The organism is Salmonella sp. 32070601201500089SM (genome assembly GCF_017573605.1).
Classification (GTDB): domain Bacteria; phylum Pseudomonadota; class Gammaproteobacteria; order Enterobacterales; family Enterobacteriaceae; genus Salmonella; species Salmonella enterica.
Map to the genome: position 1 here is coordinate 303,963 of NZ_JAGETK010000002.1, position 21,929 is coordinate 325,891.

Consider the following 21,929-nt stretch of genomic DNA (forward strand, 5'->3'; position numbering starts at 1 on the left):
GGCTTATTCCTTCACCTGATGCACCACATCGATCACTGAACCGTCGCGATAACGCACGACAGCAATCACGCGGTCGGTGAATTCGATAGGGCGGGGCTGACCGGTAAGCAGTTGCGCGCGTTCGCGCAGCCACTTAATCGATACCACTTTCATTCCCGCTGCTTGCAGTCGTTCAGCCAGCTCCGGACGCGCCGGGTTGACGGCGATACCGTGATCGGTGACCAGAATGTCGACGCTGGAGCCTGGTGTGACGCAGGTGGTGACGTTATCAACCAGCGTTGGGATGCGACCGCGCACCAGCGGCGCGACGATGATGGACAGCGCCGCCGCGACGGCGGTATCGCAGTGGCCGCCGGACGCGCCGCGTAGAACGCCGTCGGAGCCGGTCAGCACGTTAACATTGAAGTGGGTGTCTACTTCCAGCGCGCTCAGCACCACCACGTCCAGACGGTCGACGGAAGCACCTTTAGAGCCCCAGTTGGCGTACTGGTTAGCGCTGATTTCGATATGGTTCGGGTTGCGGGCCAAAGATTGCGCAGCGTTACGATCGAAGCTCTGCACGTCAAGCAGTTTGCGGATTAAGCCCTTTTCATGCAGGTCGACCATGGTGGCGGTGATACCGCCCAGCGCGAAATTAGCCACAATGTTGCGGCTACGCATTTTGTCTTCCAGGAAGCGGGTGACCGCCAGCGATGCGCCGCCGGTGCCGGTTTGTAGGGAGAAACCTTCGTTGAAGTAGCCGGAGTGAGCAATGACTTCCGCCGCACTGCGGGCGATCAGCAGTTCACGCGGATTAGTGGTCATGCGGGTCGCGCCAGCGCCGATTTTGTTTGCATCACCGACTTCTTCGATTTGCACGATCAGATCAACCTGATCCTGAGCGATGCTTGCCGGGTTATGCGGATACGGCAGCAGTTGCTCCGTCAGCATCACGACCTGCTTCGCGCTGTCGGCATCCACCATCGCGTAGCCCAGTGAACCGCAACAGGCTTTGCCGGTATAACCGTTAGCATTACCGAATTCATCGCAGGAGGGCACGCCAAGAAACGCAACATCAATGTTGAGTTCGCCGCTTTGTACCAGATGTACACGACCGCCGTGGGAGTGAATCTGAACCGGCTCAGCCAGCAGGCCGCGAGAAATTTCTTCCGCCAGCGGGCCGCGCAGGCCTGACGTGTAGATGCGGCTGACCACCCCGTTACGAATGTGTTCAACCAGCGGCGCGTGGCAGTCGCTCAGCGAGCTGGAGGCCAGGGTCAGATTTTTGAAGCCCATCTTCGCGATGGTTTCCATCACCAGGTTAATCGTCAGATCGCCGCCGCGAAACGCGTGGTGAAAGGAAAGCGTCATGCCGTCGCGTAAACCGGAACGGCGGATGGCCTCTTCCAGGCTGGCGCACAGTTTGTGGTCGCGCGGTTTTTGCGCTTGTAGATCCAATTTTGCCGCACTTTGGTAAGCGCTCAGTTCGCTTTCAGCGTGACGGCTCCAGGCGGCTACGCGATCCTGGCGTTGAGATTCATTTTTCTGCGTCATTTTTTTGCCTTATTCTTCGCGAATACCGGAAAGTTCTGCACGGGAGAGCACCAGACGGGCGCGTTCAATCACCGGGCTGTCGACCATCTTGCCGTTAAGGGAAACGACGCCGAGACCTTCGCGGGCGGCGGCTTCTGCGGCCTCAACGACCAGACGCGCATGGGCGACCTCTTTACGCGTCGGCGCATAAAGGTTGTGCAGCAGTTCGATCTGGCGGGGGTTGATCAGTGACTTACCGTCAAAGCCCAACTGTTTAATGTGGGCGGCTTCTTGCAGGAAACCGGCTTCGTTGTTGGCGTCGGAATAGACGGTATCGAAGGCCTGAATGCCGGCGGAACGCGCGGCCTGCAAAATGGCGCAGCGGGCGAACAGCAGTTCGGTGCCTTCCGGAGAGCGTTCGGTGCGCAGGTTGCGAACATAGTCTTCCGCGCCCAGCGCAATCCCGATCAACCGTTCAGAGGCGTGGGCGATTTCTACCGCGCGGGTAATACCCAGCGGCGATTCCACGGCAGCTAACAGGCCGGTACTGCCCGGTTCGCGACCGCAGGCGTTTTCAATGCGCAGAATTTCGTTTTCGATATCAATGACGTCCTGCGCGGTGTCGGTTTTCGGTAAACGCACCACGTCCGCGCCGCCGCGCACGACCGCTTCCAGATCGTTGACGCCCCATTCGGAATCCAGCGCATTCACGCGGACAATGGTTTCGACGTCACGGTAAAGCGGGTGTTGCAGCGCGTGATATACCAGACGGCGCGCCGCATCTTTTTCGCGTAATGCAACGGAGTCTTCCAGGTCGAACATCAGCGCGTCGGCCGGGTAGATAAACGAATTGCTCACCATCGCCGCGTTGGCACCCGGTACGAATAACATACTGCGGCGGGTGCGGGTTTTACGTTGTTGCAGAGAGGCGGAAATCATTGGCGATCCTCCCAGGGCAGAGCGGCAATACCGCTGGCGCGCGCCAGTAGCGTTTCCAGTCGGGCGCGCAAAATGCAGTCCAGAGCGCCTTTATCATCAACGTTCAGTTGTACGCCGCGCACGTCGTAGCGAGAAAGCACCTCCAGGATGGTGGCGCGAATGGCCTCGCCAAACTGTTTTTCAACGCTACTGTTGATTTGCAGGTCAATATCCTGCGTATCGAGCGGCGCAATGCGTATCATCACATCGCCGGACTCAAGCGTGCCTGCGACGGCTAGCTGGTTTATTTTCATTTTTCACCTGTTGCTAATACGGGGGACTTTTGACGGGCTGCCGCGCTGCCCGGATGGCGTTCGACCATGCCCTGCAAATAGCGCAGGGTGGCGTCGGGAACCAGCGGCGCGATAGCCGTGAGATCGTGTTTAACCAGCAGCTTGCGTACCCAGGAGGCGGATATCGGCGTCTCCTGGAAGCAAAGCCGCTCTATTTCCACCAGCGTAATGGGTGGGGCGGGAAGCGTTGGCGTCTCCAGCCAGAAACGCATATCAAGGTTGTACTGTGCGGTAACGGTGCAAAACGGTTCCGTACCGACAAAGCGGTGTGTGATGCCAAGCGCGGGCGCCAGATACTGGCGAAAAATCTTCAGGTCGATTTCGGTATAACAGTGATTAATAACGCTCTGCTCTTTAATGAAATAGCAGGGGAACGTTGCCCGAGAGATAATGTATTCGGAGCCGCGGTGAACGGTTAAGCGCGGGATATCGGTGGTCCCTTTAAGGACCAGATCGAGTCGGTCTTCATAGGGAAAGCGTGACGTATCTTCTTTGACCAGGAACAGATGCAGCCAGTCGCACTGTGCCGCCGCCTGTTGGATCAGATAGCGATGGCCGTTCGTGAAAGGATTGGCGTTCATCACAATACAGCCAATTTTCTTTCCCTCATGACGCAATGTCGCCAGCGATTCCGCATACCGTTTTAACCGGGTCGCGCTATTTTCCATTAAGACCATCACGCCAGGGACGCTGGCTATCGTCGAAAAGCTGCACTGTTTAAACAGCGCTTCGTATTCCGTTTTGGTATAAATAAAAAGATGGGTGCAGTGCCGTTCCCAGGCGAGATTAATCAATTCCGTCGCCAGCGTTAACGCTAAGCCTTCGCCGCGTACTGATTCGCTAATGGCCACGCATTTAATGATATTTCCGGCAATACCGCCGCAGGCAATAAGACGGTCATCACGGCTGACGGTAATAAACACTTCTACAGTGGTATCGACGCTTAAATCATTCTCTTTGAGAAAGTGAGCGATCTCCGCCATTTTTTTATTTTCAGAGCGTTTTACCCGAGTGAATACATTATTGCCAAACATAGTAAGAAATATCCTGGTGATATGCTTGTTGCCACTTTTCTGTATATGTTGCGCTGTGTTGCAACTTGATAACTTTTTCTTTTCAGTCAGAGTGGGAGTATTTTTATGACGAGTTATTTATTTTTCTCTCTGACGTATACATCGTAAGGAGTATTTTGGTGGTAAATTTTGATTTATTTCACAAAGCGTTAGATGGTTTTTAAGTGTTTTATGGTTTTAAGTTTTTTAATTAATTTAATCGCCATTCCGGCGGTGGGTTTTAGTTGTTTAATTGATTTAATGTGGGGAATCTGTAACGATTGGTTTTTATATGCTTCAAGATGCTGAAAACATTTTTATTACATTTGCGATAAATCTGAAGAGAAATGCCCATAAGGAACCTTAATGTCCTATCAGAAAAATAAAAAGCTGTTTCCTTTTTTTCGGCAACTCGCGTTTCCGTTACGTATTTTTCTGCTCATTCTGGTGGTTTCTGTTTTCATCGTGGCAGCGTTAGCACAATATTTGTCTGCCAGTTTCGAAGATTATCTGGCGTCCCATGTTCGTGATATGGCGATGAATCAGGCAAAAATTATTGCTTCTAACGACAGCATTATCGCTGCCGTAAAAAAACGGGACTATAAACGCCTGGCGATAATTGCGAATAAACTGCAGCGCGGGACGGATTTTGACTATGTGGTGATAGGCGATCGCCACTCGATCCGGCTTTACCATCCGAATCCGGAAAAAATCGGCTATCCCATGCAGTTTACGAAACCCGGCGCGCTGGAAAGAGGAGAAAGTTATTTCATTACCGGTAAGGGCTCAATAGGGATGGCGATGCGCGCCAAAACGCCTATCTTTGACAACGAAGGCAACGTGATCGGCGTTGTTTCAATTGGCTATCTGGTCAGTAAAATCGACTCCTGGCGGCTGGACTTCTTATTACCGATGGCGGGGGTTTTTGTCCTGTTGCTGGTGGTCTTAATGCTGCTTTCCTGGTTTTTCGCCGCGCATATCCGCCGACAAATGCTGGGCATGGAGCCGAAACAGATTGCGCGCGTGGTACGCCAGCAGGAGGCGTTGTTTAGCTCGGTTTATGAAGGGCTGATCGCCGTTGATCCGGAGGGACATATCACCGCGATTAACCGCAATGCGAGAAAAATGTTGGGGCTGCCGTCGCCGGGGCGTCAGTGGCTGGGCAAGCTGATAGCGGAAGTCGTCAATCCGGCAGACTTTTTTACCTGCCAGATCGCGGAAAGACGCCAGGACGTGATGGCCAACTTCAATGGCCTGAGCGTCATCGCCAATCGTGAGGCTATCCGTTCCGGCGAGGAGCTGCTGGGCGCTATTATTAGTTTTCGCAGCAAAGATGAAATCGCGACGTTGAACGCGCAGCTAACCCAGATTAAACAGTATGTTGAGAGCCTGCGCACGCTACGCCATGAGCACCTGAACTGGATGTCGACTTTGAACGGCCTGCTGCAAATGAAAGAGTATGATCGGGTCAGAGAGATGGTGCAGGGCGAATCGCAGGCGCAGCAACAACTTATTGATAGTTTACGCGGCGCCTTCGCCGATCGTCAGGTGGCCGGTTTGCTGTTTGGCAAAGTTCAGCGCGCGCGTGAACTGGGGCTCAAGATGGTGATTGTTCCCGGCAGCCAGCTACATCAACTGCCGGAGGGGCTGGATAGCACGGAGTTCGCCGCCATCGTCGGGAATCTGCTGGATAACGCGTTTGAGGCGAGTTTACGTACACAGGAAGGCGACAATACCATCGAACTTTTCCTGAGCGACGAGGGCGACGAGGTGGTAATAGAGGTCGCCGACCAGGGCTGCGGCGTTCCTGAAGCGCTGCGGGAAAAGATTTTTGAACAGGGCGTAAGTACCCGCACCGACGAACCCGGTGAGCATGGTATCGGGTTATATCTGATTGCAAGTTATGTGGGGCGCTGTGGCGGGGTCATTACGCTGGAAGACAATGATCCTTGTGGCACCTTATTTTCTTTATTCCTTCCGAAAGTGAAAAAAAACGATGACAGAACCATTAACCCTATTGATCGTTGAGGATGAAACGCTGCTGGCGGAGATGCACGCAGAATATATCCGCCATATTCCTGGCTTTAACCAGATATGGCTGGCGGGCAATCTGGCGCAGGCGAGAATGATGATTGACCGGTTCAAACCTGGATTAATTCTGTTGGATAATTATCTGCCGGATGGGAAGGGGATTACGCTGCTGCATGAATTAATGCAGTCGCGCTATCCCGGCGGCGTCGTGTTTACGACCGCCGCCAGTGACATGGAGACGGTAGCGGAAGCGGTACGTAGCGGCGCGTTTGATTATCTGGTCAAACCTATTGCTTATGAGCGTTTGGGGCAGACGCTGACCCGCTATCAACAGCGCAGACGTATGCTGGCGAGCGCGGATAGCGCAAGCCAGAAGCAGATAGATGAAATGTTCAACGCCTATGCGCGCGGCGAACCGAAAGGGGATTTGCCGACCGGTATTGATGCCTTAACCCTTAATGCGGTGATGAAGCTGTTTGCCGATCCAACCGTACGCCATACGGCTGAAACGGTCGCGCAGGCCTTAACGATAAGCCGCACCACATCCCGACGCTACCTGGAATATTGCGCGAGTCAGCATCTGATTGTCGCAGAGATTATTCATGGCAAAGTGGGCAGGCCGCAGCGTATTTACCACGGCGGCTAAGCCTGGTTTAAGATGCCGGGGCGATGTTTTCCCTCGCCCCGGCTTACCGGCTATCAGCCGCCAGTAACGGCGGAAGAGGCGCCTGGCACCATAATTTCCGTGGCGATAATGACGATCAACAGACCGACGATGACCGGAACGGACGTGCGCTTCACCACTTCAAACGGTGATATTTTAGCCATCCCGGCGACAGCGACCACGACGCCGGAGACCGGCGAAATCGTGCGCCCCAGGTTTGAGGCTTGCAGCATTGGGATGGATAAATAGGCTGGGTTGATACCGGAGGAGTGCGCCAGTTTAGGGATCATCTCAACAAAGGCGTAAAAAGGCGCATTGCCTGAACCGGTGGTCATCGCGGCCAGCATGGTTAAAATCACTAAGACCAGCATCAGAATAATGCTGGCGGAGCCAAAAGAAGTGGCAATCGAGATCAGACTTTGGATAAAGCCAATGGTGCTCAGCCCCTGGGCGAAAACGCCCGCCGCGACCAGCAGCATCACAACGCCGGCAAACGCATCCGCCATGCCGCGATAAGCCACTTCCAGGCCGGAAAACACATTTTGCGTGTTGAAGCCGCGCACGAATTCCAGCACGGCGGCCAGCAGCATACAGATCACCAGAATGGTAATAATGTGCAACTGCGGCCCCCATTTACCGTCAAAAATCAGTACGCCGATAATGGGCGTGAACGGCAAAAGGGCATAAAACGCCGGGGCCGTGGTGGTAATCTCCGCCACGTCCAGCATCTCATGTGAAATGTTCTCTTTTTTATCCAGATAGCGTTGCCAGAAAAAGTGCGCAATCGCCATACCGATAATGGCGGCGATGGAAATCGGCAGCGTGGTTTTGAACGCAAAATCGATTAACGGCATCTCCGCCGCTTTTGCGGCTAAAACCACATCGCCAGACGTTGGCGAGAGGATAATGGCGGCCGGAGAGGCGCAAATAGCCGCCGCCGCGCCGCGGCTAATGCCGACGTTGACCATCACCGGGAAGAGAGTAGCCATGAGCAGTACGCCAAGCCCCGTCGCGGAAGAGACGGCCAGCGACATCAGGCAGGCGACAAAATAGGCGGCAATCATCAACAGGTAGGGCGAGTTTATGTACTGTAAAGGTTTCGACGCCAGCTTCACGACCATATCATTTGCGCCGATATGCGTCATATAGGCGGCAAAGCCGCACAGCATCATGATCATCATGCCAAGATCGCCGCCGCGACTCATAAGCAAGATTTTGATGTATTCAACAATATCTGTTGCGGTATAGCCGGTACTGGTTTCGCTGGCAGGTAATACCTTATGCCCCATCAGCGCGCTGATAATAAGCAGAACCAGACCGCCGACAAATAAAATGCCAGTGGCGGAATATCCCTTAATGATGTAGCGCGCTACACCCACAATAACGACGACTCCGATAAGGAGCTCTATAACTGTTAGCATTGTTTCCCCTGTCTTATCGACACCCAGAGTAAAAATAAGAACCACAAAAGTGGTATAAAAATGTACCGAATAAAGGATGGCGCCTTACTGATTAAAATCACGGCGCGGTTATTTTTTCATGTCATCGCTAAAGATGAAATATGCTTATACGAATTTTCTGTAGTGCTATAAGTATTAATTTATTGTTATTTTATTGTTTTATTTGTTGTGCTTTGTTTTGTGTTTTTTGTGAAAGCTTATTAAGGAGCGCGACGGTTCTGAGTGCTAAATCAAACGCCGTTAACCCGATACTCTCTCAGATTATTCTCTGTTTATAGTTTGTTAAGATTTTATTCAGGTTAATGTTGTTATTATCACAGTCGAATTTTTGAACGGTATGGCTGTTGTGATGATTATCAGAAAGTATTTTCTTATTATTGCTCTCCTTGTTATGCCATGGCTGGCTATTCCTTCAGTCTCTGCGGCGGATAAAGGGTGGTTTAACACGTTTACCGATAACGTCGCAGAAACGTGGCGACAGCCTGAGCATTATGATTTGTATGTCCCCGCCATTACCTGGCATGCGCGCTTTGCCTACGATAAAGAGAAAACGGATCGCTATAACGAACGGCCGTGGGGCGTTGGTTTTGGTCAGTCGCGCTGGGACGATAAAGGCAACTGGCATGGCCTCTATATGATGGCCTTTAAAGATTCATTTAACAAATGGGAACCCATAGGCGGTTATGGCTGGGAAAAAACCTGGCGACCGCTGGAAGACGATAATTTTCGTCTGGGACTGGGCTTTACCGCAGGCGTTACCGCGCGCGACAACTGGAATTATATTCCCATCCCTGTGCTGTTGCCTTTAGCGTCGATAGGCTATGGTCCCGCTACCTTTCAGATGACCTACATTCCGGGTTCGTATAACAACGGAAACGTCTATTTCGCCTGGATGCGTTTCCAGTTTTGATGGGGAAGGGCATGCTTCAGTTGTGAATTAAAAAGTCTTAAAAAACAATAAGTAGCTAGAGTTAGCTAAAAATTAACGCGATATTTATCACTTTTTCGCAAAGTTCGACTGGACAAAATGCATCACAATTGTTGTACTGGTATCCGACACAGCATTTGTGTCTATTTTTCATGTAAAGGTAATTTTGATGTCTAAGATTAAAGGTAACGTTAAGTGGTTTAATGAATCCAAAGGATTCGGTTTCATTACTCCGGAAGATGGCAGCAAAGACGTGTTCGTACACTTCTCTGCAATCCAGACCAATGGTTTTAAAACTCTGGCTGAAGGTCAGCGCGTAGAGTTCGAAATCACTAACGGTGCCAAAGGCCCTTCCGCTGCAAACGTAACTGCTCTGTAAGCATACGTCCGACAGCAAGATTTCAAAACCCGCCCTTTCGGCGGGTTTTTTTTGCGCTTAACGCGCCGCTGCGGCGGAAAATAGCCAGAATGCCAGCGCCGTCATGGCAAACGAACCCAACAGGTTAATCAGCACATTCAGCAGCGCCCAGCCAAAGCGCCCCTCTTGCAGCAAGAATACCACTTCAGCAGAAAAAGTAGAAAAGGTCGTCAGGCCGCCGCAAAAGCCGGTCGTAATGAGCACTTTCCACATCGGATCGATATGTGTCATGCGGTTAAACCAGGCGAACCCCATGCCGATAATAAACGCGCCAAGCAAATTTGCTGTTAGCGTACCGATGGGAATCGCCTGATGAAGCGGATTAAAACGCATACTTAGCATCCACCGGGCTACGCTCCCCGTTCCACCGCCGATAAAAACTGCTAAAAGAAGCTGTAACACTGCCGAATCCTTTATTTAATTGCTATACAAGAGGAGTGTAACGCCGAATACGCATAATTGGCGAGTCCTGACAGAGGTGTGGGAGGGGATATGTTCGTTGCAGCCGGGCAGTTTGTGGTGAGTTCTGTATGGGAAGAGAATGCGCAAGTTTGCGTTTCGTTAATGGCTCAGGCGGCGGGCCGCGGCGTATCGCTTCTGGTGTTGCCTGAGGGGATATTAGCGCGAAATGACATCGACCTTGACCTGCCGATTCGCGCCGCGCAGCCGCTGGATGGCGCGTTTATGACGCGGCTTCTGGAAGAAAGCGCTCATAATAATATGACGACGATATTCACTATCCTTGTCCCGTCAACGCCTGGACGGGCGGTTAATATGCTGGTGGCGCTACGGGCGGGTCACATTGTCGCGCGTTACGCGAAGCTGCATCTCTATGATGCGTTTTCGATGCAAGAATCCCAAAGTATTGATGCCGGAACCGTTATCGCGCCTGTGCTGGACGTGGAGGGGGTTAAGGTAGGGCTTATGACCTGTTATGACCTGCGCTTTCCGGACATGGCGTTAGCGCTGGCTTTACAGGGGGCTGACGTATTGGCGCTGCCGACGGGCTGGGTTCGCGGCCCGTTGAAAGAGCAGCAGTGGTCTACGTTGCTGGCGGCGAGAGCGCTGGATACCACCTGCTATATGATTGCGGCCGGGGAGTGTGGTAATCGTAATATTGGTCAAAGTCGTATTATCGATCCGTTGGGGGTAACGATAGCCGCGGCAGCCGATCGTCCGGCGCTGATCGTCGCGGAAATATTCAGAGAACGAATAGATCAGGTGCGGGAGCAACTTCCTCTTTTGCAGCAACGACGATTTGCGCCACCGCAATTATTATGATGTTTTTTTACGCAAAGCTTGATTCACCTTGTTACAGATTGCTATTGTGTGCGCGCGTCGAAAGACCGTTAATATTCTCAGGTTAATCCGGCGCGTTACGCAGCCTGTTTTTAGTGAAGAAGGTATCTATGGGTGAGATTAGTATTACCAAACTGCTGGTGGTTGCCGCACTGGTTGTTCTGCTGTTTGGTACCAAGAAGTTACGTACGCTGGGCGGAGACCTGGGCACGGCGATTAAAGGATTCAAGAAAGCAATGAACGATGAAGACGCGGGCGTTAAGAAAGACGTCGACGGTAGCGTTCAGGCTGAAAAACTCTCGCACAAAGAGTAATAGCGCGATGCGCTTGCTCCGCAGAGTAAAAAAACCGGCAAGTTGCCGGTTTTTTTTGCCTGAAATGTAAGCGTCTATTACACGATCATTTCACTTCCATGCCTTTGGCCTGGAGATCAGCATGGTACGAAGAACGTACAAAGGGGCCACAGGCGGCATGGGTAAAGCCCATCGCCAGAGCTTCCGCTTTCATCTCGTCAAACTCTTCCGGGCTGACATAACGCTGTACCGGCAGGTGATGGCGGCTTGGCTGTAGATACTGACCAAGCGTCAGCATGGTAACGCCGTGACGGCGTAAGTCGCGCATAACCTCAATGATTTCCGCATTGGTTTCGCCTAAGCCCACCATCAGACCCGATTTTGTCGGAATTTCCGGGTGTGCTTCTTTGAAGCGTTCCAGTAATTTCAGCGACCAGTTGTAATCGGCGCCCGGACGAACCTGGCGGTAAATACGCGGCACGTTTTCCAGGTTGTGGTTAAACACATCCGGCGGCGTCGCGTTAAGGATATCCAGCGCGCGATCCATACGTCCACGGAAGTCTGGCACCAGCGTCTCTATTTTTATCTCCGGGCTTTTGGCACGGATGGCAGTGATGCAGTCAGCAAAATGCTGGGCACCGCCGTCACGCAGATCGTCACGGTCGACAGAGGTGATGACCACATAGCGTAGCGCCATGTCGGCGATCGTTTGCGCCAGTTTCTGCGGCTCTTCCGCATCCGGCGCAACGGGGCGGCCATGGGCGACATCACAGAACGGACAGCGGCGAGTGCAAATGGCGCCAAGGATCATAAACGTAGCGGTACCGTGGTTGAAACATTCAGCCAGGTTTGGGCAAGACGCTTCCTCGCAGACAGAATGCAGGCCATTTTTGCGCATTGCGGCTTTGATGCCCTGGATACGGGTAGAATCCGCCGGAAGTTTTATTTTCATCCATTCCGGTTTACGTAGTAGAGCGTCGCGCTCTGTGACCACATTTTTAACCGGGATAAGAGCCATCTTATCGGCATCGCGGTATTTTACACCGCGTTCCATCACAATGGGTTTACTCATAGCGTGCGTGTTCCAGTTGCGAATAACGAAGGAAAGCGTTTCAATTCAAGGGAAAGTTGTATTTATCAACTATTTTTGAATTTGTGACACGCAGTATATCATTGATAAGGGCCATAAAGCAGCCTGACAGCCCGGCAAAATGTAAAATAGTTGTTGTTTTGTGCTGTTTGCCCATATCTTCCGTGACCTGAATGCAACATTTTTGTCAGAACGCCTCACGGATGATATCAATGACGTTCTCCAGCACCGGATCGCGCAGACTCAGTTTATTGTAATGCAGCGAGAACTCGACCTGTTCACTATTCACCGGCGCGTAGGGAAGGCGTTCAAGCGGCCAGCAACGGCTAAATAAGTCGTAGAAGCGGGTGGGCATCAGTCCCAGCAGATCGCTGCTGGCGATCAGCGAGGCAATGGTAAAAATATTGTAGCTGCTAAAACTGATTTGCTGATCGGGAAATGTCTCCTGCAGTCGCTGGCGCAGCAGGGAAAGATGTTGTCCCTCCAGCATCAGAAAGGTGTGATCCGCGCTGTTCAGTCTCTCTTCAGTAATGGCGTTCGCCAGACACGGATGATGCTGGCGGCAGACAATCTCAAGCGTATCGCTAAACAGGACGTGATGCTGAATGCTCCGGTTGTTATAGCTATGGGTATTGATAATGAGATCGGTCTGAAACTGACTAAGCTGGCTTTCGGCATCGTCTACCGGAATGTTGCGCAGCAAAAGCTGAGGATAACGCGGCCTGATGGCCTGGTAAATAATCGGCATCACTAGCGCGCCGACCGAAGGCGTCGTGCCAATTGTAATGGTGCGTTGCTTATCATAGCTGCCCGTAAGATCCAGGGCGCCAAGAATAGATTCCAGCCCCTGGCTGATGTATTCGTGCAGATGCGTAGCATACGTCGTGGGCGTTACGCCCTGGCCTTTGCGAATAAACAGCGGATCGGGAAATATAGTCCTTAATTTTTGAATGGACTGGCTAATGGCTGACGGCGTCAGGTTAAGAATTTTCGCTGCATTGACGATCCCTTTATGGACATATACGGCCTCGAAAATCGTCAACAGATTGAGGTCAATATTTCTCAGTGTTCTGAAAATTTGCGGTTTGTCCTGTAGGTGTTGATCGGCCGGTTGTCTTTCTGCCTGATTATTATCACTCACGCTCTGGCTCCGAATTCATTCGTATTATGAATAATAGATGAAATAGTATATTTTGCATTTATGGGTTGGTTTTAAAATTACTCTTATGAATGTATTTTTAGTCATTTCAATAAGATAAGTAACAGCAAGGCCGGGATTTTGGTCACGGAAAATTCCTCATCATGAGGACTGAAGAGGCCATGCCGCCTGGCGGCTACAGCAGGGATATAACGAAAATATAGAAAGCGGGGGGAGAAGTAAAGCATTCAAATCATATATGATTAATGACCCATAAATTTCTTGGGCCATTATATTTTACGCATTAAGCAGCAATATATTCATACGGTGGATTATTTAGCAGAGCTAAAATATTCGCCAGCAAGCGGGGCGCAATATTATCCGTGGTAGCGTCTTCCTTCCACTGCGTTATTTTGGCCATTTCCATGCCGGCATAACCACACGGGTTGATGCGTAGGAAAGGAGAAAGATCCATGTTAACGTTTAGCGCTAAACCGTGGAATGAGCAGCCGCGACGGATACGTAAACCCAGCGAGCAGATTTTCTTTTCACCCACATAGACGCCCGGCGCATCGGCGCGCGGATGCGCCTCAATACCAATTTCAGCCAGCGTATTCACCACGGTCTGTTCAAGTAGGGTGACTAAATCACGCACGCCCAGTTTACGTCGTTTCAGGTTAAGTAAAACGTACATTACCTGTTGGCCCGGACCATGATAGGTCACCTGTCCTCCACGATCGCTCTGCACAACGGGAATATCGCCAGGCATCAATATATGTTCCGCTTTACCGGCCTGGCCCTGGGTAAACACCGGGTAATGCTCAACCAACCAGATTTCATCATGGCTGTTTTCATCGCGCATATCGGTAAAGTTATGCATGGCCTGAGAGATAGCTTCATAGGGCTGAAGGCCGAGCTGGCGGACAAGGATTTTATCCTGATACAAAACGGCATCTCCGTAGAGAATGAAAAAAGAGAGGAAAGTATATCACAGCGGGGGAGGCGGGGAGTTACCCGGATAAGACCGGGTAACCGTCTGGATGTATTACAATACCATTCGCACGATATCAATATTGCCCAGTTCTTCGTACAGCGTTTCAACCTGTTCAATATGGGTGGCATTAATGGTGATAGAGACCGAGTGGTAGTTGCCTTTGCTGCTCGGTTTTACCGTCGGAGAGTAATCACCAGGCGCATGGCGCTGTACCACTTCAACCACCTGATCAACCAGCTCAGGTAACGCCTGCCCCATTACTTTGTAAGTAAATGGCGTAGGGAATTCAAGCAGTTCGTTAAGTTTGGTTTTCATGTCAGCTCCGGCATTACGTAAAAAAATAACAACTCCCGCCACAGGGCGGGAGTTTTACTGATGCATAGTATATGGGGACGAAAATCACACTTTCAAGCGTTCAATTTTTATCCAAACCAGTGATGGAACATTAATTTAATGTAATCAATGATTTTACCGAAGAAGTTCCCTTCCGGGATCTCTTGCAGTACGACCAGCGGACGCTGCTCGATGGTTTTACCGTCCAGCTGGAAGTTGATGGTGCCGACCACCTGGTTTTTCTGCAGCGGCGCGTGCAGTTCTGCGGTATTCAGTACATAGCTCGCTTTCAAATCTTTCATGCGGCCGCGAGGGATCGTCAGGTAAACGTCTTTATCAACGCCCAGCGAGGCGCGATCGGTATTACCAAACCAGGCGGGTTCAGAGGCGAACTCTTTACCAGCCTTCAGCGGATTAACGGTTTCAAAGAAACGGAAGCCCCACGTCAGCAGTTTTTTGCTTTCTGTTTCACGGCCTTTATAGGTCCGTCCGCCCATCACGGCGGAAATCAATCGCATCTGGCCTTCGGTTGCGGAAGCGACCAGATTATAGCCCGCTTTGCTGGTATGGCCGGTTTTGATGCCGTCCACATTCAGGCTGTTATCCCACAGCAGACCGTTACGGTTTAACTGGCGAATGCCGTTAAAGGTGAACTCTTTTTCTTTATAAACGGCATATTCGTTAGGCACATCGCGAATTAACGCCTGGCCAATCAGCGCCATATCGCGAGCTGAACTGTATTGTCCGTCGGCGTCCAGGCCGTGTACGGTCTGGAAGTGGGTATTTTTCAGCCCCAACGCGTTCACATAGCTGTTCATCAGCCCGACGAAAGCATCCTGGCTACCGGCGGCGAAATCAGCCATCGCCACACAGGCGTCATTGCCGGATTGCAGATTGATGCCGCGTATCAACTGAGAGACCGGTACCTGCATTCCCGGTTTGAGGAACATCAGCGAGGAACCTTTAAATACCGGATTGCCGGTGGCCCAGGCGTCATTACCGACGGTAACCAAGTCGGTTTCTTTAAATTTACCCGCTTTCATTGCCTGTCCGATGACGTAACTGGTCATCATCTTTGTCAGACTAGCCGGGTCGCGACGTTCGTCGGCGTTTTGTTCCGCCAGAACTTTGCCGGAGTTGTAGTCGATCAGGATATAGGATTCCGCATCGATCTGCGGAACGCCCGGGATCATAGTTTTGATATTCAGGTCATCGGCATGTGCGGTTGAGATAAACGCGGCACAAAGCGCCGTGGTGAGCGCCATGCGCTGCATAAAACGAGCGGAAAAAGTGGTCTTCATGGTCTGAACTACGACGTCCGTGATGAAATTAAAAAAAGAGCCCTACTATAGCAAAAGCATAACTGGCAGGCATCTGACTTTCCGCGTGACTTTGTTAATGTCATTTACAGAAATTGACAGTACAGATACCTGCGATCGGTTACTGCGCGCTGGCGATAAAGGACTGTAATTGTGCTTCTGTTTGCAAACGTTGCTGTAACGCGCTGGCTTCGGCTTTACTGGCAAAAGGCCCCAGTTGAATACGCCAGACCGCGCCGTTTTGTATTACGCGTCCTGGTACGCTGAACTGCTGGCTTAAACGCTGTTGGTATTGCTGCGCACGCGTTTGATCGCTGACGGCGCCGACCTGGACGACGAAACGACCGCTCGCCGCGGCGGCTGGCGCACTCACCGGGGCAGATACCGGGGCCGCGGCAGCAGGCGCGCTCACCGGCGTCGCAGTCGCTGGAGCCGTCACCGGCGCGGAAACCGGCGCTGGCTGTGACGCCGGCGTCGGTTCATTACCCTCCAGCACGCCAGGCGCCAGCGTAGTCGGCGCGCCGAGGAAGCCGCTGCTGCTCACCGGCGCGCCGGTGGTATCGTCACTTTTCAACGTGGAATTACTGACCGGAAGAACGTCGCCTTGCGGTTGCGCAGGCGCTGAAGAGGCGCTTCCCATTCCGCCGCTTAAATCAGGGCGCGGGGGCAGAGCGTAGGTCTGTTTCGCCACCGTCGTACAGGCCATCCCCGGGCCGGAGAGCGAACCATCCGGCGCTACGATAATGGGGTCAATCCGTACTTTAGTATTATTCGAGGTATTCAGACGATCCGCCGCTGCGCGGGACAGGGAGATGACCCGATCGGTGCCATAGGGGCCGCGATCGTTAATACGCACGACGATCATGCGACCGTTGGCCAGGTTGGTGATTCGCGCATAGCTGGGGATAGGCAGTATCGGATGGGCGGCGGTAAGCTGCATCGGATCGAACATCTCCCCGGAGGCGGTTAAATTACTGCCGGGTTCCGCATCATAAATAGCGGCCAGGCCAGCTTGGCTAAAGCGGGACGGGTCCTGAACGATTTTATAACTTTTACCGTCACGCTGATAATCCTGGTTTGCGGTCGGATTCAGAGGTTCATAACGCGGTTCCGCTCCGCTGATTTCCACAGTCGGACCATTACATACCGCAGGTTGCGGCGCGACGGTGGTTTGCTGCTGACCGCCGTCATTAGTACATGCCGCGAGTAGTACTATCCCTGCCGCGACGCAGATTACAGGCAACTGCTTACGCATTGCGCACCCCTTATACGCTTTTCGACAACATTTTTCTGTGGGTGTGGATCGACATCACAATCCCGAACCCGGCCATCAGCACAATCAGTGCGGAGCCCCCGTAGCTGACCAGGGGTAAAGGTACTCCAACCACAGGCAGAATACCGCTCACCATACCAATATTTACGAAGACATAAACGAATAATATTAACATTAATCCGCCAGCCATCACGCGACCAAATGTAGTTTGTGCTCTGGCGGCAATCCACAAACCGCGCATTATTAGCAAAATATAGAGCGCGAGCAGAATCAGGATGCCCACCAGACCGAGCTCTTCCGCCAGTACCGCGAAGATAAAGTCGGTATGGCGTTCGGGTAAAAACTCCAGCTGCGACTGGGTGCCGTGGAGCCAGCCTTTACCGCGCAGGCCGCCTGAGCCAATGGCGATTTTAGACTGAATAATATGATAGCCCGCGCCCAGCGGATCGGTCTCCGGATCAAGGAGCATCATGACGCGCTGGCGTTGGTAATCGTGCATCAGGAAAAACCACAAAATAGGAATAAATGCAGCGATCAATACAATGGCGACCCCAATTAAGCGCCAGCTCAGACCAGACAAAAATAGGACAAAGAGACCGGAAAGGGCGACCAGAATAGACGTCCCCAGGTCAGGCTGGGCGGCGACCAGCAGGGTAGGCATAAAGATTAATACCAGGGCGATGGCGGTATTTTTCAGCGAGGGCGGGCAGACGTCACGGTTAATAAAGCGGGCGACCATCAGCGGCACGGCGATTTTGGCTATTTCCGAAGGCTGAAAGCGAACGATTCCCAGATCGAGCCAGCGCTGCGCGCCTTTGGATATTGCGCCGAAGGCATCAACGGCGACCAGCAGAATGATACAAATGATATAGAGATAGGGCGCCCAGCCTTCATACACGCGCGGCGGGATCTGCGCCATCACCACCATGACCACCAGCCCCATCGCAATCTGACCGATTTTACGCTCCATCATGCCGATGTCCTGGCCGCTGGCGCTCCAGATGACCAACGCGCTGTAAACCAGTAACGCCAGCAGAATGAGTAGCATCGTGGGATCGATATGAATTTTATCCCAGAAGGTTTTTTTGTTCGGATTATCCGTCATGATTATTGGTCCTCCGCCGCTGCAACCACCGGGTTTTCCGCAGGCAAATGGGTGTTGTTGTCGCCCAGCATGATGTGATCAAGGATTTGGCGCATGATTGTGCCTACTGCCGGGCCTGCACCGCCGTTTTCAAGGATGATCGCGACGGCGACCTGGGGATTGTTATACGGCGCAAAGGCGGTCATTAATTTATGGTCGCGCAGGCGCTCGGCGATTTTATGCGCATTGTACGTTTCGTTGGCCTTCAGGCCAAAGACCTGCGCGGTGCCCGACTTCGCCGCGATTTTATAGGGCGCGCTGGCAAAATATTTATGCGCCGTGCCGTTAGGGCGGTTGGCGACGCCATACATGCCATCTTTCGCAATTTCCCAGTAGCCGGAGTGAATATCGCCCACCGGCGGCTCATGCGGCTGTACCCACGGCACCTGTTTACCGTTTTCCGCGGTGCTCATTAACAGGTGCGGGACTTTAACTACACCGTCGTTAATAAGGATCATCAGCGCCTTACTCATCTGAATCGGCGTCGCTGTCCAGTAACCCTGGCCGATGCCCACCGGAATCGTATCGCCCTGATACCACGGTTTTTTAAAGCGTTTCTGTTTCCACTCGCGGGTCGGCATATTACCAGAGCGCTCTTCTGCGAGATCAATTCCGGTATAGTGACCATAGCCGAACTTACCCATCCATTCTGACAGGCGATCGATCCCCATATCATAGGCAACCTGATAGAAGAAGGTATCCGCCGACTCTTCAAGGGATTTGGTGATATTCAGATGCCCGTGGCCCCATTTTTTCCAGTCGCGGTAGCGTTTCTCAGACCCCGGCAACTGCCACCAGCCAGGGTCGAAAAGACTGGTGTTACGGGTGATGACGCCAGCGCTTAACGCCGATACGGCGACGTAAGGCTTAACGGTAGAAGCGGGTGGGTAGACACCCTGAGTCGCGCGGTTCACTAATGGCGTGTTCGGGTCGTTAAGCAGCCCGGAGTAATCTTTGCTGGAGATGCCGTCCACGAAAAGGTTAGGGTCGTAACTTGGCATGGAGACCAGCGATAGCACGCCGCCGGTACGCGGATCGGTGACAATCACCGCCGCGCGACTGCCTGCCAGCAGCGTTTCAATATACTGCTGGAGCTTGAGATCCAGCGTCAGGTAGATATCGTGTCCGGCCTGCGGCGGCACCTCTTTAAGCTGGCGAATAACGCGGCCGCGGTTGTTGACTTCAACCTCTTCATAACCGGTTTGCCCATGCAGAATATCTTCATAGTAGCGCTCAATGCCCAGCTTGCCGATGTCATGAGTGGCGGCGTAGTTCGCCAGTTTGTTTTCTCTGTCGAGACGCTCGACGTCTTTATCATTGATTTTCGATACGTAGCCGATAACGTGGGTCAGCGCCGATCCGTATGGATAATAGCGGCGTTTATAGCCTTTGACTTCGACGCCCGGAAAACGGTACTGGTTGACAGCAAAGCGCGCGACCTGAACTTCCGTCAGGTTTGTTTTCACCGGAATAGAAGTAAAGCGATGGGATCGGGCGCGCTCTTTTTTAAAGGCGGCGATATCGTCGTCGTTTAAATCGACCACACTGCGTAGCGCATCCAGCGTTTGCTGAACGTTATCCACCTTTTCCGGCATCATTTCAATCTGGTAGATAGTGCGGTTCAGCGCAAGGGGAATGCCGTTACGGTCGTAGATTATCCCGCGACTTGGCGCAATTGGCACCAGCTTGATACGGTTTTCGTTCGAGCGGGTCTGGTAATCGGTAAAACGGAGAATTTGCAGATTATACAAATTGGCGATCAGTACGCCGGTCAGCAGCAAAATACCCAAAAAGGCGACCAGCGCCCGACGCACAAACAGTGCGGACTCAGCCGTATAGTCACGAAAAGAATTTTGTCGTTTCATCCGCTGCTTAATCTTCTCAAGACTTCACGATCACTCACGGTGATAAGGGTGGTTGGTTGTGATGCTCCACGCCCGGTACAAACTCTCCGCAACCAGAACCCGAACCAGCGGGTGAGGGAGCGTTAACGCCGAGAGCGACCAGCTCTGTTCCGCTGCCGCTTTGCAGGCGGGAGATAATCCTTCCGGGCCGCCAATCAGCAAACTGACGTCGCGCCCGTCCTGTTTCCAGCGCTCCAGCTCATTGGCTAACTGCGGCGTATCCCACGGCTTGCCTGGAATATCCAGGGTAACAATGCGATTCTTACCGGCGGCGGCCAGCATCTGCTCGCCCTCTTTGTCGAGAATGCGTTTGATATCCGCGTTCTTGCCGCGTTTGCCCGCAGGGATTTCGATCAGCTCAAAGGGCATATCTTTCGGAAAACGACGCAGATATTCCGTAAATCCCGTTTGAACCCAGTCGGGCATCTTCGTGCCGACAGCGACAAGTTGCAGCTTCACGCATTAACTCCAGAGTTTTTCCAGTTCATACAGGCGGCGACTTTCTTCCTGCATGACATGCACAATCACATCGCCCAGATCGACGACAATCCAGTCAGCCGCATTTTCGCCTTCGACGCCCAACGGCAGCATACCGGCCGCGCGCGACGACTGCACCACGTGGTCGGCAATAGACATAACGTGACGGCTGGAGGTGCCGGTACAAATAATCATACAGTCGGTGATACTGGATTTACCCTGAACATCTAAGGCGATGATGTCCTGACCTTTCAGGTCATCAATTTTGTCGATAACAAAATCCTGGAGTGCTTTACCCTGCAAGTTTTCCCCCTGGGTGAATAATTGCGTTATAACGATAGAAAAAAGGCCAACAGGCTGGACCGGTAAGGCGTTGCGAGTTAACGCTAACCTTCCGGCGGGACGCCGTGTAGTATACCTGAATCAGCGGCGATACCGGGACTTATGTCGCCGGATCGGCGTTTAAAACCAGATTATCATCCCATCCCACGTCACAGAAAGCATCGCCATTTTTGTAAAACAATTTCTGCAAAGCTCTGCAAGGTGAAAAAAGCCTGGCTGCGGAGAATAACAGCCTGTCGGGGGCTGTCAATGGGCGAAACCGCTGCGGCGAGAAAAAACGGAAAATTCATCACTCAGGCCGCCAGACGGCACGACTATTTAATACTTTCAGGGTGGCGAACCCTTCGCATATGTCGATTGCGCTCCAGCATCCCTGTTCTACCCGGAAATGCCATAGCGAGGCGGCGGGCATTGCGAGCAGACGGGCAATCAACAGGCTGAGTACGCCCTGATGGCTGACGATCAGCAGGTTCTGGCAATCGCTAAACGCGTCGAGTCGCGAGATAAAGCGCTCTACGCGCCGGGTAAAAGCCTGAAAACCCTCGCCATTGGTCGGAACCGCATTCTGCCAGTCCGTACACCAGGCGGCATAGCTTTCGGCATCTTCATGGGTGAGGTCGCGGTGATGGCGCATTTCCCAGTCGCCAAAGTACATCTCATTAAGCTCAGGTAAGATGTGTTGCGGCACATCCCGGCCCTCCAGTACGAGCCGGGCGGTATGGCGCGCGCGCTCCAGCTCGCTGCATAACACCCGGTCAAATGGCGCGTGGCGCAATAAAGTATGTAGCGTTTTCGCCTGGCCAATCCCTTTTTCCGTTAACGGCGTGGGAGCATGTCCGCTATACAACCCGGCGACATTGGCCTCGGTTTCGCCATGACGCACCAGCCACAATCGCATGGTATTCCTCATGAGGTTAAATGCGCAAAACATGATAATGCCCCTGATTGCGCAACGTTTTTTTCACTAAAATAGCGTTTTTTGGCCGG

At 52.4% G+C, this 21,929-nt stretch carries 23 protein-coding genes; 6 read left to right on the top strand and 17 right to left on the bottom strand.

Annotation, left to right across the window (positions count from 1 at the left end):
• Positions 1-3: 3 nt before the first annotated feature.
• From citF to citC, 4 genes are read right to left on the bottom strand one after another with little or no spacing between them, the layout of a single operon-like run.
• Positions 4-1,533 (bottom strand): citrate lyase subunit alpha, encoded by a 1,530-nt coding sequence (gene citF, locus J4728_RS05030; RefSeq protein WP_208211357.1) that lies wholly within the window; start codon positions 1,531-1,533, stop codon positions 4-6.
• A 9-nt stretch (positions 1,534-1,542) separates the two neighbouring features.
• The gene (citE, locus tag J4728_RS05035) at positions 1,543-2,451 is read right to left on the bottom strand and encodes a citrate (pro-3S)-lyase subunit beta (RefSeq protein WP_000622342.1); all 909 of its coding nucleotides are present in this window, start codon (positions 2,449-2,451) and stop codon (positions 1,543-1,545) included.
• Complete coding sequence (citD, locus tag J4728_RS05040) at positions 2,448-2,744, bottom strand: citrate lyase acyl carrier protein (protein ID WP_000700679.1); 297 nt, start codon at positions 2,742-2,744, stop codon at positions 2,448-2,450. Before citD ends, citE begins: the two co-directional genes overlap by 4 nt.
• Entirely contained in the window at positions 2,741-3,817 is a 1,077-nt protein-coding gene (citC, locus tag J4728_RS05045; RefSeq protein ID WP_000467874.1) for a [citrate (pro-3S)-lyase] ligase, read from the bottom strand. The genes citD and citC overlap by 4 nt, the downstream gene beginning before the upstream one ends.
• A gap of 384 nt (positions 3,818-4,201) precedes the next feature.
• Between citC and dpiB the strand changes: the two genes are divergently transcribed.
• Both dpiB and dpiA read left to right on the top strand, forming a co-directional pair.
• Positions 4,202-5,863: a sensor histidine kinase DpiB gene (gene dpiB, locus J4728_RS05050; protein ID WP_000121805.1), complete on the top strand. Its 1,662-nt coding sequence runs from the start codon at positions 4,202-4,204 to the stop codon at positions 5,861-5,863.
• Positions 5,832-6,512 carry a two-component response regulator DpiA gene (gene dpiA, locus J4728_RS05055; protein WP_000138784.1) on the top strand — a complete coding sequence of 227 codons (681 nt, stop codon included), beginning with the start codon at positions 5,832-5,834 and terminating at the stop codon, positions 6,510-6,512. Before dpiB ends, dpiA begins: the two co-directional genes overlap by 32 nt.
• A 53-nt stretch (positions 6,513-6,565) precedes the next feature.
• Here dpiA and dcuC read toward each other — a convergent pair whose 3' ends face one another.
• Positions 6,566-7,951 (bottom strand): anaerobic C4-dicarboxylate transporter DcuC, encoded by a 1,386-nt coding sequence (dcuC, locus tag J4728_RS05060; protein ID WP_208211359.1) that lies wholly within the window; start codon positions 7,949-7,951, stop codon positions 6,566-6,568.
• Between the two features lie 376 nt (positions 7,952-8,327).
• Here dcuC and pagP point away from each other — a divergent pair, with 376 nt between their 5' ends.
• Complete coding sequence (gene pagP, locus J4728_RS05065) at positions 8,328-8,900, top strand: lipid IV(A) palmitoyltransferase PagP (protein ID WP_001623090.1); 573 nt, start codon at positions 8,328-8,330, stop codon at positions 8,898-8,900.
• A 187-nt stretch (positions 8,901-9,087) separates the two neighbouring features.
• The gene (gene cspE, locus J4728_RS05070) at positions 9,088-9,297 is read left to right on the top strand and encodes a transcription antiterminator/RNA stability regulator CspE (protein ID WP_000034826.1); all 210 of its coding nucleotides are present in this window, start codon (positions 9,088-9,090) and stop codon (positions 9,295-9,297) included.
• A gap of 57 nt (positions 9,298-9,354) precedes the next feature.
• Here the strand turns inward: cspE and crcB are convergent, their stop codons facing one another.
• Complete coding sequence (gene crcB / locus J4728_RS05075; protein WP_000939753.1) at positions 9,355-9,738, bottom strand: fluoride efflux transporter CrcB; 384 nt, start codon at positions 9,736-9,738, stop codon at positions 9,355-9,357.
• A gap of 90 nt (positions 9,739-9,828) precedes the next feature.
• Here crcB and J4728_RS05080 point away from each other — a divergent pair, with 90 nt between their 5' ends.
• Together J4728_RS05080 and tatE are read left to right on the top strand one after the other, a co-directional pair.
• Positions 9,829-10,617, top strand: coding sequence for a deaminated glutathione amidase (locus J4728_RS05080; protein WP_000495782.1), 789 nt, complete (start codon positions 9,829-9,831; stop codon positions 10,615-10,617).
• 128 nt (positions 10,618-10,745) lie between these two features.
• Positions 10,746-10,949, top strand: a complete 204-nt coding sequence (gene tatE, locus J4728_RS05085; RefSeq protein ID WP_000503938.1) for a twin-arginine translocase subunit TatE — start codon at positions 10,746-10,748, stop codon at positions 10,947-10,949.
• Between the two features lie 85 nt (positions 10,950-11,034).
• Here the strand turns inward: tatE and lipA are convergent, their stop codons facing one another.
• From lipA to J4728_RS05140, 11 genes are all read right to left on the bottom strand, one after another.
• Positions 11,035-12,000 carry a lipoyl synthase gene (lipA, locus tag J4728_RS05090; RefSeq protein ID WP_000042640.1) on the bottom strand — a complete coding sequence of 322 codons (966 nt, stop codon included), beginning with the start codon at positions 11,998-12,000 and terminating at the stop codon, positions 11,035-11,037.
• A gap of 205 nt (positions 12,001-12,205) precedes the next feature.
• Complete coding sequence (locus J4728_RS05095; RefSeq protein WP_001282817.1) at positions 12,206-13,159, bottom strand: YbeF family transcriptional regulator; 954 nt, start codon at positions 13,157-13,159, stop codon at positions 12,206-12,208.
• Between the two features lie 301 nt (positions 13,160-13,460).
• Complete coding sequence (gene lipB / locus J4728_RS05100; protein ID WP_000284009.1) at positions 13,461-14,102, bottom strand: lipoyl(octanoyl) transferase LipB; 642 nt, start codon at positions 14,100-14,102, stop codon at positions 13,461-13,463.
• Between the two features lie 99 nt (positions 14,103-14,201).
• Entirely contained in the window at positions 14,202-14,465 is a 264-nt protein-coding gene (ybeD, locus tag J4728_RS05105) for a DUF493 family protein YbeD (RefSeq protein WP_000850547.1), read from the bottom strand.
• A gap of 107 nt (positions 14,466-14,572) precedes the next feature.
• On the bottom strand, positions 14,573-15,784 hold the full coding sequence (gene dacA / locus J4728_RS05110) for a D-alanyl-D-alanine carboxypeptidase DacA (RefSeq protein WP_000858711.1): 1,212 nt from the start codon (positions 15,782-15,784) through the stop codon (positions 14,573-14,575).
• Positions 15,785-15,923: 139 nt separating this feature from the next.
• Positions 15,924-17,057, bottom strand: coding sequence for an endolytic peptidoglycan transglycosylase RlpA (gene rlpA / locus J4728_RS05115; protein WP_208211362.1), 1,134 nt, complete (start codon positions 17,055-17,057; stop codon positions 15,924-15,926).
• A 10-nt stretch (positions 17,058-17,067) separates the two neighbouring features.
• Positions 17,068-18,180 carry a peptidoglycan glycosyltransferase MrdB gene (mrdB, locus tag J4728_RS05120; RefSeq protein WP_000131713.1) on the bottom strand — a complete coding sequence of 371 codons (1,113 nt, stop codon included), beginning with the start codon at positions 18,178-18,180 and terminating at the stop codon, positions 17,068-17,070.
• A gap of 2 nt (positions 18,181-18,182) precedes the next feature.
• On the bottom strand, positions 18,183-20,084 hold the full coding sequence (gene mrdA / locus J4728_RS05125; RefSeq protein ID WP_000828700.1) for a peptidoglycan DD-transpeptidase MrdA: 1,902 nt from the start codon (positions 20,082-20,084) through the stop codon (positions 18,183-18,185).
• 30 nt (positions 20,085-20,114) lie between these two features.
• Positions 20,115-20,582, bottom strand: a complete 468-nt coding sequence (rlmH, locus tag J4728_RS05130; protein ID WP_000776107.1) for a 23S rRNA (pseudouridine(1915)-N(3))-methyltransferase RlmH — start codon at positions 20,580-20,582, stop codon at positions 20,115-20,117.
• Between the two features lie 3 nt (positions 20,583-20,585).
• Positions 20,586-20,903 carry a ribosome silencing factor gene (rsfS, locus tag J4728_RS05135; protein WP_001161670.1) on the bottom strand — a complete coding sequence of 106 codons (318 nt, stop codon included), beginning with the start codon at positions 20,901-20,903 and terminating at the stop codon, positions 20,586-20,588.
• Between the two features lie 328 nt (positions 20,904-21,231).
• Positions 21,232-21,840: an adenosylcobalamin/alpha-ribazole phosphatase gene (locus J4728_RS05140; RefSeq protein ID WP_001241922.1), complete on the bottom strand. Its 609-nt coding sequence runs from the start codon at positions 21,838-21,840 to the stop codon at positions 21,232-21,234.
• Positions 21,841-21,929: the final 89 nt, after the last annotated feature.

What these genes read in the sequence shown, in the direction of transcription:
- cspE (WP_000034826.1), top strand. Translation starts at nt 9,088, where the DNA reads ATGTCTAAGATTAAAGGTAACGTTAAGTGGTTTAATGAATCCAAAGGA.
- pagP (WP_001623090.1), top strand. Translation starts at nt 8,328, where the DNA reads ATGGCTGTTGTGATGATTATCAGAAAGTATTTTCTTATTATTGCTCTC.
- mrdA (WP_000828700.1), bottom strand. Translation starts at nt 20,084, where the DNA reads ATGAAACGACAAAATTCTTTTCGTGACTATACGGCTGAGTCCGCACTG.
- citC (WP_000467874.1), bottom strand. Translation starts at nt 3,817, where the DNA reads ATGTTTGGCAATAATGTATTCACTCGGGTAAAACGCTCTGAAAATAAA.
- tatE (WP_000503938.1), top strand. Translation starts at nt 10,746, where the DNA reads ATGGGTGAGATTAGTATTACCAAACTGCTGGTGGTTGCCGCACTGGTT.
- dpiB (WP_000121805.1), top strand. Translation starts at nt 4,202, where the DNA reads ATGTCCTATCAGAAAAATAAAAAGCTGTTTCCTTTTTTTCGGCAACTC.
- citF (WP_208211357.1), bottom strand. Translation starts at nt 1,533, where the DNA reads ATGACGCAGAAAAATGAATCTCAACGCCAGGATCGCGTAGCCGCCTGG.
- rlpA (WP_208211362.1), bottom strand. Translation starts at nt 17,057, where the DNA reads ATGCGTAAGCAGTTGCCTGTAATCTGCGTCGCGGCAGGGATAGTACTA.
- J4728_RS05140 (WP_001241922.1), bottom strand. Translation starts at nt 21,840, where the DNA reads ATGCGATTGTGGCTGGTGCGTCATGGCGAAACCGAGGCCAATGTCGCC.
- lipA (WP_000042640.1), bottom strand. Translation starts at nt 12,000, where the DNA reads ATGAGTAAACCCATTGTGATGGAACGCGGTGTAAAATACCGCGATGCC.
- dacA (WP_000858711.1), bottom strand. Translation starts at nt 15,784, where the DNA reads ATGAAGACCACTTTTTCCGCTCGTTTTATGCAGCGCATGGCGCTCACC.
- ybeD (WP_000850547.1), bottom strand. Translation starts at nt 14,465, where the DNA reads ATGAAAACCAAACTTAACGAACTGCTTGAATTCCCTACGCCATTTACT.
- J4728_RS05080 (WP_000495782.1), top strand. Translation starts at nt 9,829, where the DNA reads ATGTTCGTTGCAGCCGGGCAGTTTGTGGTGAGTTCTGTATGGGAAGAG.
- citD (WP_000700679.1), bottom strand. Translation starts at nt 2,744, where the DNA reads ATGAAAATAAACCAGCTAGCCGTCGCAGGCACGCTTGAGTCCGGCGAT.
- dcuC (WP_208211359.1), bottom strand. Translation starts at nt 7,951, where the DNA reads ATGCTAACAGTTATAGAGCTCCTTATCGGAGTCGTCGTTATTGTGGGT.
- dpiA (WP_000138784.1), top strand. Translation starts at nt 5,832, where the DNA reads ATGACAGAACCATTAACCCTATTGATCGTTGAGGATGAAACGCTGCTG.
- mrdB (WP_000131713.1), bottom strand. Translation starts at nt 18,180, where the DNA reads ATGACGGATAATCCGAACAAAAAAACCTTCTGGGATAAAATTCATATC.
- citE (WP_000622342.1), bottom strand. Translation starts at nt 2,451, where the DNA reads ATGATTTCCGCCTCTCTGCAACAACGTAAAACCCGCACCCGCCGCAGT.